The 14,540-nt window shown below is 65.1% G+C and carries 12 protein-coding genes; 9 read left to right on the forward strand and 3 right to left on the reverse strand.

Annotation, left to right across the window (positions count from 1 at the left end):
- Positions 1–150: 150 nt before the first annotated feature.
- From SBA_RS01650 to SBA_RS01665, 4 genes are all read left to right on the forward strand, one after another.
- Complete coding sequence (locus SBA_RS01650; protein WP_261935675.1) at positions 151–930, forward strand: class I SAM-dependent methyltransferase; 780 nt, start codon at positions 151–153, stop codon at positions 928–930.
- 61 nt (positions 931–991) lie between these two features.
- Complete coding sequence (locus tag SBA_RS01655) at positions 992–1,696, forward strand: 2OG-Fe(II) oxygenase (RefSeq protein ID WP_261935676.1); 705 nt, start codon at positions 992–994, stop codon at positions 1,694–1,696.
- Between the two features lie 183 nt (positions 1,697–1,879).
- A complete protein-coding gene (locus SBA_RS01660) occupies positions 1,880–4,663 on the forward strand; it encodes a TonB-dependent receptor (protein ID WP_390902425.1) in 2,784 nt (927 codons plus the stop codon).
- Between the two features lie 77 nt (positions 4,664–4,740).
- The gene (locus SBA_RS01665) at positions 4,741–5,169 is read left to right on the forward strand and encodes a response regulator (RefSeq protein WP_066599614.1); all 429 of its coding nucleotides are present in this window, start codon (positions 4,741–4,743) and stop codon (positions 5,167–5,169) included.
- A gap of 646 nt (positions 5,170–5,815) precedes the next feature.
- Here SBA_RS01665 and SBA_RS01670 read toward each other — a convergent pair.
- Together SBA_RS01670 and dnaN are read right to left on the reverse strand one after the other, a co-directional pair.
- On the reverse strand, positions 5,816–8,428 hold the full coding sequence (locus SBA_RS01670; protein WP_224547836.1) for an EAL domain-containing protein: 2,613 nt from the start codon (positions 8,426–8,428) through the stop codon (positions 5,816–5,818).
- A gap of 97 nt (positions 8,429–8,525) precedes the next feature.
- Positions 8,526–9,638 (reverse strand): DNA polymerase III subunit beta, encoded by a 1,113-nt coding sequence (gene dnaN / locus SBA_RS01675; protein WP_224547835.1) that lies wholly within the window; start codon positions 9,636–9,638, stop codon positions 8,526–8,528.
- A 172-nt stretch (positions 9,639–9,810) separates the two neighbouring features.
- Here dnaN and SBA_RS01680 point away from each other — a divergent pair, with 172 nt between their 5' ends.
- The 3 genes from SBA_RS01680 (at position 9,811) to SBA_RS01690 (ending at position 12,174) form a co-directional block, all read left to right on the forward strand.
- The gene (locus tag SBA_RS01680; protein ID WP_261936656.1) at positions 9,811–10,311 is read left to right on the forward strand and encodes an invasion associated locus B family protein; all 501 of its coding nucleotides are present in this window, start codon (positions 9,811–9,813) and stop codon (positions 10,309–10,311) included.
- Positions 10,312–10,356: 45 nt separating this feature from the next.
- Complete coding sequence (gene rlmN / locus SBA_RS01685) at positions 10,357–11,619, forward strand: 23S rRNA (adenine(2503)-C(2))-methyltransferase RlmN (protein WP_261935678.1); 1,263 nt, start codon at positions 10,357–10,359, stop codon at positions 11,617–11,619.
- Between the two features lie 81 nt (positions 11,620–11,700).
- Positions 11,701–12,174, forward strand: coding sequence for a hypothetical protein (locus tag SBA_RS01690; RefSeq protein WP_261935679.1), 474 nt, complete (start codon positions 11,701–11,703; stop codon positions 12,172–12,174).
- Between the two features lie 16 nt (positions 12,175–12,190).
- Here SBA_RS01690 and SBA_RS01695 read toward each other — a convergent pair whose 3' ends face one another.
- A complete protein-coding gene (locus SBA_RS01695; RefSeq protein WP_261935680.1) occupies positions 12,191–12,703 on the reverse strand; it encodes a porin family protein in 513 nt (170 codons plus the stop codon).
- A 363-nt stretch (positions 12,704–13,066) separates the two neighbouring features.
- Here SBA_RS01695 and SBA_RS01700 point away from each other — a divergent pair, with 363 nt between their 5' ends.
- Together SBA_RS01700 and SBA_RS01705 are read left to right on the forward strand one after the other, a co-directional pair.
- Positions 13,067–13,786 (forward strand): cytochrome b/b6 domain-containing protein, encoded by a 720-nt coding sequence (locus tag SBA_RS01700; RefSeq protein ID WP_261935681.1) that lies wholly within the window; start codon positions 13,067–13,069, stop codon positions 13,784–13,786.
- Entirely contained in the window at positions 13,783–14,529 is a 747-nt protein-coding gene (locus SBA_RS01705; RefSeq protein WP_261935682.1) for a molybdopterin-binding protein, read from the forward strand. The genes SBA_RS01700 and SBA_RS01705 overlap by 4 nt, the downstream gene beginning before the upstream one ends.
- The last annotated feature ends 11 nt before the right edge of the window (positions 14,530–14,540 follow it).

The raw sequence follows: 14,540 nt of genomic DNA on the forward strand, positions 1-14,540 counted from the left end.
CAGCCGCTTATAGCAGCCGAAACTTCTGTAGGACAGCGATTGCGCGCCGTTTCGACCAGCGACGTGCAGCATCGACAGCCGTCATGCCGCAGGGTTGAGCGGCGGACAAGCACGGCGCATGATGGCGCGCCATCAGGAGGGAAAATCATCATGCGCGCCAGCCCCGTCATCCTCTGCCCCGCAATCCTCTGCCTTGCCAGCCTCGCCGCGCCGCTCGCCGCCCGGACGCCGAACCCGCCCGCGCCCGACTATGCCGCCGCAATCTCGGACGCCAAACGCCCGGCCGAGGCGAGAGCGCTGGACGAGAGCCGCAAGCCCGCCGAAACGCTCGCTTTCCTGGGGCTGAAGCGCGGCATGAAGGCGGCCGACATCATGACAGGATCGGGCTATTGGGCGGAGATCATGGCCGATGCGGTCGGTCCGACCGGCAAGGTCACCGCGTTCGAGCCGAACCAGTTCTACACCCAGCCCGAAGAACAGAAAAAATGGCAGGCGCTGGTCACGCGGCGGCCGGATGTGCAATGGGTCCGCTACCCGTTCGAGGCGTTCAGCGCGCCGGCGGACAGTTTCGACTTCACCATCATCAACCTGAGCTACCACGATCTATACTGGCAGTCGGAGAAATATGGCATCCCGCGGACCGATCCGGCCGCCTTTGTGAAGAGGCTCTATGCCGCGACGAAGCCGGGCGGGATCGTGGGCATCGTCGATCATGTCGGCGCGGCGGGCGACACGCGGGCGATCGTGGACAAAGTGCATCGGATCGACCCGGCGGTGGTGAAGGCCGATTTCATCGCCGCCGGATTCACGCTGGAGGCGGACAGCCCACTGCTCGCCAACGCGGCGGACGATCATGCCAAGCTGGTGTTCGACCCGGCGGTGCGCGGCAAGACCGACCGGTTTCTGTTCCGCTTTCGCAAGGCGGGATAAGGCGAAGGCACCTCGCTGCGCCCGGGGCGAACGGGAAAGGCATTTGACCGCAAGCGGTGGGATGACGCAGCGTCGCGACAAGTCCACCCTGGCGCCCATGGACGTCACCGATCTCGACCGCCATGGCGCGGCGCGCCTGCCCGCTTTGCTGTCCCCCGACCAGTGCGCCGCGATCGTCGCCCTGTGGGACGATCCGCGCGCCTTTCGCAAGGAGGTGGTGATGGCGCGCCATGGCTATGGCAGCGGGCGCTATCGCTATTGCGCCTATCCGCTGCCCGATCCGGTCGCGGCGCTGCGGGACAGCCTCTATCCCGTACTGGCGGCGCAGGCCAATCGCTGGGCGGCGATGCTGGGCACCGGCGACATCTATCCGGCGCGCCACGCCGATTTCCTGGCCCGCTGTGCGCTGGCTGGGCAGGACAAGCCGACCCCGCTGCTGCTGCGCTACGAGGCAGGCGACTGGAATGCGCTGCACCAGGATGTCTATGGCCCGCATATCTTTCCATTGCAGGTCGCGATCCTTCTGTCGCAGCCGGAGCGCGACTTTACCGGCGGCGCCTTCGTCCTGACCGAGCAGCGGCCGCGGATGCAGTCGCGTCCCGAAGTGGTGCCGCTGCGCCAGGGCGACGCGGTGATTTTCCCGGTGCGCGACCGGCCGGTGACGGGCGCGCGCGGCGTACATCGGGTGCAGATGCGGCACGGCGTCAGCCGCTTGCTGTCGGGCGTGCGCTATACGCTGGGCATCATCTTCCACGACGCGGCCTGACATTGCAGGGTCAAGACCCCGGCCTCAGCCCACGTTCAGCCGACCCGATTACATCTTGCGACAAATATCGCTGGTCGTTGCCAGAATCTTGCGACAAGCGGCTGCTAGGCCAGTTATCAGCTTCGGGTTTGTCTGTGGGGGTTTTTCGTGCGTTTTTCTGCATCCATCGTCTGTGTCGCGCTCATGGCCGGCGTCGCGCCCGGCGCCCTGATGGCGCAGGAGGAGAAGAAGGCTGCACCCCCCGTCGAAATGGACGAGGGCGAAGAAATCGTCGTCACCGGCCAGCCGCAACGCGGATCGGTGATCGGCGACGTCCAGCCCGAACAGCAATTGTCCGCCGCCGACGTGCGCGCGCTGGGCGTCACCTCCATTTCCGAACTGATCAGCGAATTGTCGCCGCAGACCAACGGATCGCCGGTCATCCTGCTCAATGGCAAGCGCATCTCCAGCTTTTCCGAGATCCAGGACGTCCCGTCCGAAGCGGTGGCGCGGGTCGACATCCTGCCCGAACAGGTCGCCCTCTCCTATGGCTATGCGTCGACGCAGAAGGTGGTGAACATCGTCCTGCGCCAGCGCTTCCGCGCCGAAACGGCCGAAGGACGCGCGGGCACGACGACGCAGGGCGGGCGGGAAAATGGCAAGGTGGAGGCCGGGCTGCTGCGCATCCAGGGCGACAATCGCTTCACCCTGAACCTGCAATATAGCCGCGCCGCCGCGTTGCTGGAAAGCGAGCGGGGAATCACCGCCACCGCGCCGCGCCGCCCCTATGCATTGGCGGGCAATATCGTGGGCACCGGCACGGATGGCGAGATCGACCCGGCGCTGTCGGCGCTGGCGGGGCAGACCGTGACGATAGCCAGCGTGCCGGGCAGCGCCGCGGCCACGCCGCCCACGCTTAATGATTTCGTCGCGGGCGCCAATGCCGCCAGCGTCAGCGACCTGACCCGCTATCGCACGCTCAGCCCGGAGACGGAGAGTTTTTCCGCCAACGCCACCCTGGCCCGCGCGCTGGGCGGGGTGTCGGCGACGCTGAACGGACGGCTGGAACTGTCGGACAGCGATTCGCTTCAGGGCCTGTCGCAGGGCGCGTTCGATCTGGCGGCGGGCAGCCCCTTCTCGCCCTTCGCCAATGACGTCACCCTCTATCGCTATCTGGCGCAGGGCGGCGCGTTGCAGCAGCAGACCAAAGGCACGACCGGCCATATCGGGCTGACCCTGAGCGGGCGGCTGGGCGGGAGCTGGCAATGGTCCTTCACCGGCAATGGCGACCTGTCGATCACCCGCACCCGCACCGATCGCGGCATAGACACCGGCGCGATCCAGACGGCGCTCGATGCCGGCGACGCCAGCGTCAATCCCTATGGCAGCTTCGCCCCCGCGCTGACCGCCACCCGCCTGACCGACCGCGCCCGCGCGGAAAGCCGGGCGGTGCAGGGTGACCTGCTGGTCAGCGGGTCGCTGTTCGACCTGCCGGCGGGCGATGTCATGACATCGATCCGGCTCGGCGCATCGGCCAATGGCTTCGAAAGCCGGTCGGTCCGGTCGGGCGTGGCAAGCGGCAATGACTATAGCCGGGAGATCGGCAGCGGGCAGATCAGCGTCGACCTGCCGCTGACCAGCCGGTCGAAGGGCGTGCTGGGCGCGGTGGGCGACATCGGCGTCAATTTCAACGCCGCGGCGCAACGCTATTCGGACTTCGGCGCGCTCTCGACGCTGGGCTATGGCCTGCGCTGGGAGCCGGTCAAGGCGGTGCAATTCTTGCTGTCCGCCAATCAGGATCGCGCCGCGCCCACCGGCACGCAGATCACCGATCCGCAGATCGTGACGCCCAACGTGTCGGTGTTCGACTATGCGACCGGGCAGACGGTGTTCGTGTCCCAACTGTCGGGCGGCAACGCCAGCCTGCGCGAAAGCGTGCGCGACCAGTTTCGCCTGAGCGCCCGGATCAAGCCGTTCGAAAAGCCCAATCTGACGCTGACCGCCACTTATCTCAACAGCCGCACCAGCAACCCGATCGCCGCTTTCCCCACGCCCACCCCGGCGCTGGAGGCGGCCTATCCGCAGCGCTTCGTGCGCGACGCCGACGGCAACCTGCTCCAGATCGACGCGCGGCCGATCAACTTCCTGTCGTCGCAGAGCGAGCAGTTGCGCTGGGGCTTCGACCTGTCGATCCCGATCAAGTCGCATGTGCAGAAGCTGGTGGAAGCCTGGCGCGCATCGGGCGGCAAGCCGGAAGACCGGCCGCCCGAATTGCAGGCATTGTTCGGCAATCGCGGCCCCCGCGGCGAAGGCGGTCCGCCGCCCGGTGGCGGTGACGGCGGCGATCGGCGGCGCGGCGATGGCGGCGCAGGGCCGGGCGCCGGCGGGCCGGGCGGTGGCGGCGGTGGACCGCGTGGCGGCGGCTTTGGCGGCGGTGGGCGCGGGGGCGGCCAGGGCGGCGGGCGAATGACGTTCAGCCTCTATCACACCTGGCACCTGACCGAGAGCATCGCCATCGCGCCGGGCGTGCCGCAACTGAATCTGCTGGACGGCGACGCCACCGGATCGTCGGGCGGCCAGCCGCGGCATGAGATAGAGGCGCGGGTCGGCTATATGAACAATGGCATCGGCGCGCGGCTGGGCATCGACTGGGAAAGCGGCACCCATGTCGATGGCGCGCTGACGGGTACGGCGGGCGGCAGTTCGCGCCTGAACTTCGGCAGCCTCGCCACCGCGAACCTGCGCCTGTTCGCCAATCTGGGGCAGGTGCAGGGGCTGGAGCGCAAGATCCCCTTCCTGCGCGGGGCGCGGATATCGTTCAACATCGACAATATCTTCAACCAGCGCCGCGAAGTCACCGATGCGACCGGGGCGACGCCGCTGCGCTATCAGCCGGGCTATCTCGACCCGCTGGGCCGGACCGTGTCGATCAGCTTCCGCAAACTCTTCTTCCCCAATTTCGCGGCGGGCAACCGGCCACGTAGTTAAACCCGTATTAGGGACATTAAAGGCTTTCGTTCCTCGGCCGTTATGAGGACGTGTAACGGTTTGGGGAGACGCCTGTGATGAAGCCCGTCAGAATAGTGGTGGTCGACGATTCGCTCACCATCCGCGCAATGATCGAAACGCTGCTGGAGCGCGACCGGCGGATCGAAGTGGTCGGCATCGCCCGCAATGGCGAAGAAGCGATCGACATGATCCGGCTGGAAAAGCCCGATGTCGTGACGCTGGACATCGCCATGCCGGGCAAGGATGGTCTGGCGATATTGGACGAGATCATGGACATGGAGCCATGCCCGGTGATCATGCTGTCCAGCCTGATGCGCGACGGCGCGCCGATCGTCGCCGAAGCGATGGACCGGGGCGCGGCGGCCTGTTTCAACAAGGCGATGATCGTGCGCGAGGCGACCCGCTTCATCGGCCTGATCCGCGATCTGGGCCGTGGGCTGGTCGTGGCGGATACCGCAATGGAGCCGGTGGCGATCGCCGCCTGATCGCTGGATAATGGCGGGACGGAAAAAAACGAGGCAGGCGACTGCCTCGCTTTTTTGCGTTTGGGACATCCGCTGTCGACCCATTTTCGGACGGCAGAAAGGCTTTTCGCGATCCACACAACCGGACACAAAATTAGTCAGCGCGGCACGGGAATCTGTTAATCTCGTCGCGAAGACCGAGCCGTTCGGCATCCGCGAAATCGATGCACACTCCATTCGTTACTGACCCTGTCCACACGATTTTTGGCTCGCCTTTCAAAGGTTCAATGACGAGATAGTATCTCCCGCCTGTTCGCGGACGCGCTGAAGCTTGTATCAAATAGACCGTAGATTTGGTCTTTGGTCCTGCAAGCAACCGGTTTACCTTGAAGGTAATACGAAACGATCCATCGATGATGATTTGGCAATCCGCATCGAGACATATCCGAGGAGTATTTGGCATCTCCGAAACATCTTCAACGTGAGCGAGAGTGGCCCTAACCAACGATCCAGCAGGTTGAGCTAATGCAGGTGTCGCTAGGCAAGCGACAGCGATTGCAAGACAGGTTTTTCGCACGCGGCCCCCGACGTCAAATTCTTCTCGAACGTCCGCTTTTTAGCGCAACTGCGCAAGGCCAGACAGCCGGCTTCCCACCGCCACCCAACCTCACCCCGCCATCGACCTGGGCGCGTTGCGCAGGGTGCTGATGTCGACCGATCCGGCGAACTCCACGCCCATCCGGTCGTCCTTCGACCAGCGCGCGGTCGCGTTGACGAACTGGTTTTCGGCCAGCTCGATCGCGAACAATGTGCCTTCGGGCACGTTCCACAATCCCTCGATCAGCGCGCCGGTGGCGGAGATGTTGCGGACGCGGCCGGTATAGATATGGCCGTCATGATGGATCGCGATCGTGCGCAGCATCGTCTTGCGTTCCGGGCGGCTGGACTGGAAGCCGTTGGCGCTGGCCGCGGTGCCCATGCTGCGCTGGCCTGCCAGCACGTCCGCGGCGGGCATCGGCTTGCCGTAGATATAGCCCTGGATATGGCTGCAGCCAAGCTGGCGGATCAGCGCCAGTTCGTCCTGCGTTTCCGCGCCTTCCGCCGTGGTGTCCATGCCCAGCGCTTCGGCCAGGCTGACGATCGCCTTGATGATCGCGCTGTTGCGGCTGCCCTTGGTCGCGGCGCCGCGCACGAAGCTCTGGTCGATCTTGATCTTGTCGAACGGCGCCTTCTTCAGATAGCCAAGCGAACTATAGCCGGTGCCGAAATCGTCGAGCGCCAGCCGCACGCCGATCGCTTTCAGGCGCGTGAACATCGCGTCGGTGCCGTCGTCGTCGTTCAGGAATACGCTTTCGGTGATTTCCAGCTCCAGCCGTTCGGGCGCGAGCTGCGCGCCCGCGAGCGCGTTCATCACCGTGGACGGGAAGCCGGGATTGGCGAACTGGCTGGGCGAGACGTTGACGGCGACGCGGATGCCGTCCTGCCAGTCGGCGGCGTCGCGGCAGGCGGTATGCATCACCCATTCGCCGATCTGGCCGATCAGCCCGCTATCCTCGGCGATCGGAATGAACAGGGTGGGAGAAATCGGCCCGCGCACCGGATGGTTCCAGCGCAGCAGCGCTTCGTAACCGGTGATCTGCTCGGTCTTGGACGACACCACCGGCTGATAGACCAGATGCAGGCCGTCGGCGGCGAGCGCGCGGCGCAGATCTTCCTCCAGCGCGCGGCGATCCTCCGCATCGGCATGCATGTCGGACGAATAGAAGCGATGGACGCCGCGGCCATTGCCCTTGGCGGCGTAGAGGGCGAGGTCGGCATTGCGGATCAGCGCGTCGGCGGTGACGCCGTCCTGCGGGCAACAGCTGATGCCGATCGACACGCCGATGACCACAGCGGTCCCTTCGATCATATAGGGCTGCGAGATCGACGCGATGATCGCCTGCGCCAGCTGGGCCAGCGCGGCCTGATCGTGGCGGCCGGGCAGCAGCAGCTTGAATTCGTCGCCGCCCTGGCGCCCGACCAGCCCCTTGTCGCCGACCACGCGCTGCAACCGCTGGCTGACCTGGCGCAGCAGCGTGTCGCCGGCGGGGTGGCCGAGCGTGTCGTTGACGATCTTGAACCGGTCGAGGTCCAGCATCATCAGCGCGCATTCGCCCGGCTTGCCGTGGCGGGCGGCCACCGCCTGCTCCAGCGAGCTGAGCATCTGGATGCGATTGGCCAGGCCCGTGAGCGAATCGAACTGGGCCAGGCGCGTCACTTCCGCTTGGCTGCGGCGCATTTCGGTGAGATCGGTGCCCGACCCGCGAAAGCCGTGAAACTGGCCATATTCATTGAAGACCGGCTGGCCGGAAATCGACCACCACCGTTCTTCCTTCGCCAGCGCCGCGCAGACCGCCAGATCGGAAAAGCCGGTGCGAGCGGACAGGTGAAAACCCAGCGTGCGTTCGCCATCGCCCTGCTTCTTGTCGCCGGGGCGGATGATCTCCGTGATCGGCCGTCCGATCAGCCCGTCGCCGGGCGCATCCAGCGTCTGCGCCAGGGCGTCGCTGATATAGGTGAGGCAACCCGTCCGGTCGGTTTCCCAGAACCAGCCGCGCCCGGTGCGTTCATGTTCCTGCAAGAGCCGGTCGGAGCGTTGCGCGCGCAGATCCTGGCTGTGGCGGACAATCGCCCGGTCGCGATCCGCAGTCGCCTGACGCACCGTCGCCAGCAGCATCACCAGCACGCAACTGAACAGCAGCCCGACCTGCGCCATGCCGGTCTTTTCCACCACCGACACCAGCAGCGCGCCGAGAAAATAGCTGATCCCCAGTAGTCGACGGTCGCCGAAGATGCACACCGCCAGCAGCGCCACCGCCAGTTCCGGCACCGCCGCCAGAAACAGCGCGTCGGTCGCCGCCTTGGCTTCATAGCCCAGCCACAGGCTGAAGGTCAGGCCCGACAGGAACACCATCGGCAGCATCATCCAGTTCTGGACATGCGGCATCTGGCGCTGAAACCAGGACCGGCGCGGCGCGAGCATCAGGGCGCCGTCGATGGCCAACATGGCGACCATCAGGCCCACTTGCGCGATATCGCCGGAATAGAAGGGCAGGTTGAGCAGCGCGACGACGCAGATCTTGGCCAGCAGGATCAGCGGCCACAGCCGCGCGATGTGGATGAAGGCGCCGGAAATCCAGGACGCCGACACTTCGGTCCCGCTTTCCGACAGGCCGAGTGCGACCATCAGCGTCATCGGGCGGGACGGGTTATCGGTCAGGGATGCGCGGAGCGGGGACATGCGCCATTTGGTAACGCAAACTCCTTGCCAGAGAATTACTGCTGGCGGGTCATGACGATCCATAATGGTGCAGGTCGAACCTGCACCAAAGGGAAGGTCAGACGCGCATCGGCATCAATACGTAAAGCGCTGGACTGGCGTCATTTTCACGGATCAGCGTGGGCGCGGCCGCATCGGCCAGATGCAATTCGACCAGGTCACTGTCGATCTGCCCCAATATGTCGAGCAGATAGCGCGCATTGAAGCCGATATCGAAGCCTTCGCCCTGGAAGGCGCCGGGCACTTCTTCGGCCGCCGTGCCGTTTTCTGGGCTAGTGACGGACAGGGTGATCTTGTCCTTGTCCAGGCTCATCTTGACCGCGCGGGTCTTTTCGGTGGCGATGGTGGCGACGCGATCGACGCCTTCCTCGAAGCTGCGCGGATCGATCTTGAGCAGCTTGTCGTTCGCGGTCGGAATGACGCGGCTATAGTCGGGGAAGGTGCCGTCGATCAGCTTGCTGGTCAGGATCGCGCTGCCCAGGCCGAAGCGGATCTTGCTGGCCGACAGGTTGATCTGCACCGAACCTTCCACCTCGTCCAGAAGCTTGCGCAGTTCGCCGATGCACTTGCGCGGGATGATGATGCCGGGCATCCCCTCCGCACCGTCCGGGCGGGTTACGGTGACGCGGGCCAGGCGATGACCGTCCGTCGCCGCGGCCTTCAGCACCGGCTGATCCTCGTCGGACACATGGAAATAGATGCCGTTCAGATAATAGCGCGTCTCTTCGGTCGAAATGGCGAAGCGCGTCTTGTCGATGATCTGCTTCAACGTCTCCGCCGGCAGCTCGAAACGGGTCGGCAGGTCGCCTTCCGCGATTACGGGGAAATCGTCGCGCGGCAGGGTCGACAGGTTGAAGCGGGCGCGACCGGCCTGGATCAGCATCTTGCCTTCGGCCGCCTGCAGCGACACCTGGCTGCCTTCGGGCAGCTTGCGCGCGATGTCGAACAGGGTGTGGGCCGAAATGGTGGTCGCCCCGGCCTGTTCCACCTGCGCCGACACGCTTTCGACGATCTGGAGGTCGAGATCGGTCGCCATCAGCTTGATCGCACCGTCGGCCGACGCCTCGATCAGCACGTTCGAAAGGATGGGGATGGTATTGCGCCGCTCGACCACCGACTGGACGTGGCTCAGGCTCTTAAGGAGCGTTGCGCGTTCGATGGTGGCCTTCATGTCCCTGTTCTGTCCGTTTCTTTTTAAGCCGATAGCCGGGGATTCGGTCGAATCCCGGCGACAATGATGGATGCTTCTTCATAACCGCTATGACGGCTTGGGCAAGCACCGCCTTCGCGCTTTTGATCGAGCCGGGGTTGCAAAAGGGGACGGCATGGGCTTTGCCCGCATCATGCCTCGCTTCATCGCCCTGCTGATCCTGTCGCTGCTGGCGGCGTCGCCGGCCCTGGCGCGCGATTCGCTGGGCATTTTCGAGGGTTGGGGCGCTTTTCGCGATCCCGGCGCGGGGCAGAACGGGCCGCGCTGCTATGCCATCGCCCAGCCCGCCGCGCGGAGAGGACAGACGCCCAAGGGGTTCGTCGCGGTCGGCACCTGGCCGCGCCAGCGGGTGCGCGGACAATTGCATATCCGCCTGAACCGCGCGCTGGCGGCCAGGGCGCCGGTCACGCTGACCGTGGGCGAGCGCCGCTTCGCGCTGGTCGCCGGGCAGATGGACGCCTGGGCGCCCGATGCCCGCGGCGACGCGCAGATCGTGGCGGCGATGCGATCGGCCAGCAGTATGAGCGTGGCAGGCGTGGGCGCAGACGGGCGCGGCTTTGCCGACAGCTATGCGCTGCGCGGCGCGGCGACGGCGATGGACGCGGCGGCGCTGGGCTGCGCCAAACTGCGTTAGGCGGCCGCGCTTCCAAAATCCGCAAAAATCGGCTAAGGGCGCGCCATGCAATCAGCCGCCAGCCCGCTCATGCCGATTCCCGGCCTTATCGACCCTGTGCCCGTGCCGCGCGCGGTGACGCCGCGTGAAGACGGGCGCACCGACCTGATGGGCCTGTCGCGCCCGCAGATCAAAGCCGTGCTGGAAGAGGCCGGGCTGGACGTGAAGGCCGCCAAGCTGCGCTCCAAGCAATTGTTCCACTGGCTCTATCATCGCGGCACCACCGATTTCGACGCCATGACCGACCTCGCCAAGCCGATGCGCGGCTGGATGGCCGAACGCTTCGTCGTCGGCCGCCCGCAGGTGGTCGAAGCGCAGGTGTCGAGCGACGGCACGCGCAAATGGCTGCTGCGGTCCGACGATGGGCAGGACTATGAAATGGTCTTCATCCCCGATGCGGATCGCGGCACGCTCTGCGTCTCCAGCCAGGTCGGCTGTACATTGAATTGCAGCTTCTGCCACACCGGCACGATGCGGCTGGTGCGCAACCTGACGCCGGGCGAAATTGTGGGGCAGGTGATGTTGGCGCGCGATTCGCTGGGCGAATGGCCCAAGGGTAATATGGCCGTTGCCAATGACGTCGATGATGATGACGACGCGCCGCAATATACGGCGGACGGGCGGATGCTGACCAACATCGTGATGATGGGCATGGGCGAGCCCCTCTATAATTTCGATCATGTCCGCGACGCGTTGAAGCTGGTCATGGACGGCGACGGGCTGGCGCTGTCGAAGCGCCGTATCACCCTTTCTACGTCAGGCGTGGTGCCGATGATGGCGCGCGCGGCCGAGGAGATCGGCGTCAACCTGGCCGTCTCGCTCCATGGCGTGACCAAGGCCGTGCGCGACGAACTGGTGCCATTGAACCGCAAATATGGGATCGAGGAACTGCTCCAGGCCTGCGCCGACTATCCCAAGGCGAACAATGCCCGGCGCATCACCTTCGAATATGTGATGATCCGCGACAAGAATGACAGCGACGAGGATGCGCGCGAACTGGTCCGGCTGATCCGCAAATATAAGCTGCCGGCCAAGGTCAACCTGATCCCGTTCAACCCCTGGCCGGGCACAGACTATGAATGTTCGACGCCGGAGCGGATTCGCGCGTTCAGTTCCATCGTGTTCGAAGGCGGCATCAGCGCGCCGGTGCGCACCCCGCGCGGGCGCGACATCATGGCGGCCTGCGGCCAGCTCAAGTCGGCGAGCGAGAAGAAGAGTAAGGCGGAGATGAAGCGCCTTTCCGAAGAGAAGCAAGCTGCGCTCGGATGAGCGCGGGACGATAGGCTGCGCCATTGGCGCAGGACGACCAGCCCCGCCCGCAACGGCGGGGCTTTTCTGTTGGGGAAGATAATGACCGATGCCGAGATAGACGCGCTGGCGACGGCCTTTTGCGCCTGTACGCTGCCCAAGGAAAGCTGGACCCACGGCGCGCATTTCGCGACCGCGCTGTGGTTTATCCTCACGCGCCCGGACGTGCAGCCCGAACGGGACATGCCCGGCATGATCCGCCGCTATAATGCAAGCGTAGGCGGGGTGAACAGCGCGACGAGCGGCTATCATGAGACGATCACCCAGGCGTCGATGCACATGGCGCGCCGCCTGCTCGCCGGATTGCCGGCCGATGTGACGCCGACGACTGCTTATATCGCGCTGATGACCTCACCGCTGGGGGACAAGGACTGGCTCTTCGCTTACTGGTCGCGCGACGTGCTGATGGCAACGACGGCGCGGCTGGGCTGGGTCGCGCCCGACCTCCAGCCGCTGCCTGCCTGGACGGACAATATAGGAAAAGGGCGGCCCCTTGCAGGACCGCCCCTTCCCTGATTCCGATCGAGAGGGATCAGAAGCGGAAGCCGACGCCCACCAGGCCGACGTCGCGGCCACCGATGTTGGCTTCATATTCGCTGCGCTGATATTCAGCCGAGATGTAGGTGTTCGGGGTCACCGAATATTCCAGACCGCCACCATAACGCACGCCTTCGAACGACGCGCCGCCATTGCCAAGGTCGATGCGGGTGTTGGCATAGCCGACCTTGCCGAAGGCCAGAACCTGCGGAGTCAGGGTGTAGCCGAGACGGACCGAAGCGGCCAGGTCGCGGCTGACTTCCGCACCGGCGCCGGCGCTGGTGGTGGTGTCGCTGAACGACACTTCGGGGCCGAAGGTCACGCCCGGGGTCACGGCGATGTCGTAACCGGCGGTCACGCCATAGGTGAAGCCTTCGCGGCCATCGAACTTGTCATAGCCCGCCGTCACGCCCGCGCGCGGCCCGGTGAAGGGCGCAGCGTCCTGAGCGAAAGCAGGAGCCGAAACAACGGTGGCAGCAGCAATAGCTGCGAAAATCACAGTCTTCATAAAGTCCTCATTTATTATCTTGTCGCCGTGACTTAGACATTCATCCGGCGTTCAGGTTTGATGCAAAGCAACCATGAACTTATTCTCACGATAGCTCCTGCGACTCTTCTCTCCATTATCGGGAGATCAAGAGCATGATCTGCATCATGATCACGCAGCAGCCATCTAGGATCGCAAGATTGAGTTGCAAAGGGGGTCTGCCTTTATTTCAATTAATTTCGGGGCTTGTGTTGCAAAAGTGTGACATCGCCCCCGCCGGGCTGAAGGGACGCCGGCCACGCGCCCGCTCGCAATGGCCTGTAACCAGAGCAGGTCGAGGACCGAATAGTGGACTATTGCCTCAGATGGGATAGGATCACCGCCATGGACAGCCCGACCCCTACGGTAGCCGGCGATGTCAAGCGCCACCGCCTGTCCACCCGGCTATGGCACTGGGCCAATGCGCTGCTGCTCTATACCCTGTTCGCCAGTGGCCTGGGCATCTTCAACGCCCATCCCCGGCTTTATTGGGGGCAATATGGCGCAAACCTGGACCATGCCTGGCTGACGCTGGCGCGCTTCCCCGGCTGGATCACCCTGCCCGGCCATTACAGCCTGGCCCTGTCGCGCCACTGGCATCTGGCCGCCGCGCCGCTCTTCGCCTTCGCACTGCTCGCCTACATGCTGTGGAGCCTCGCCAACCGGCACATCGCCCGCGACCTCGCCTTTCGCCGCGGCGAACTGGCCCCGCGCCATGTCTGGCAGGATATCAAGAACCACGCCCGGCTGCGCTTTCCCACGGGCCAGGCGGCGCTGCGTTATAATGTGCTGCAGAAGGCGAGCTATATCGGCGTGATCTTCGTCGCGCTGCCGCTGGTGATCCTGACCGGCCTCACGATGTCGCCAGGCATGAATGCGGCCTGGCCCTGGCTGCTGGACCTGTTCGGGGGACGGCAGTCGGCGCGATCGATCCATTTCATCACCGCCTTCGCGCTCGTCGCCTTCTTCCTGGTCCACATATTGATGGTCGTCCTCGCCGGGCCGCTGAACGAGGTGCGCTCGATGATCACCGGCCGCTATCGCGTGCCGGAGGATCGGCCATGATCCTGACCCGCCGCCATCTGCTGCTCGGCGCGACCGCAACGCTGGCCGGCTGCGACCGGCTGGCGCGCAACGAGACGTTTCGCGAGGCGCTGTTTTCCGCCGAGAATTTCCACAAATGGGCGCAGCGCGGCCTGATGGCCCCCGATGCGCTCGCGCGCGAGTTTCGGCCCGACCAGATTTCTCCCGTCTTCCGCGCCAACGGCACCGCCAATCCCAATACGCCCGCCTACAAGGCGTTGTGGCGCAACGGCTTTGCCGACTGGCGGTTGCAGGTCGGCGGCCTGGTCGCGCGCGACCTGTCGCTGTCGCTGTCGCAACTGCGCGCATTGCCCCATCGCGAGCAGATCACCCGTCATGATTGCGTCGAAGGCTGGAGCGCGATCGGCAAGTGGCGCGGGGTCCGCCTCAAGACCATTCTGGACGGCGCAGGGCTGCGCAGCAGCGCGCGCTATATCGTCTTCCGCTGTGCCGACGACATGGGCGGCGGGCGGCCCTATTATGAGAGCATCGATCTGGCCGACGCCTTCCACCCCCAGACCATCCTGGCCTTCGCGCTCAACGACCGGCCGCTGTCGGTCGCCAATGGCGCGCCGCTGCGGCTGCGGGTCGAACGCCAACTGGGCTATAAACAGGCCAAATATCTGATGGGGATAGAGGCGGTCGACAGCCTGGCCGCGATCGGCAAGGGCAAGGGTGGTTTTTGGGAGGACCATGCCGATTATGATTGGTATGCGGGCATTTGACGTCTGCGTAA

The sequence above is a fragment of the Sphingomonas bisphenolicum genome, from assembly GCF_024349785.1.
Classification (GTDB): Bacteria; Pseudomonadota; Alphaproteobacteria; order Sphingomonadales; family Sphingomonadaceae; genus Sphingobium; species Sphingobium bisphenolicum.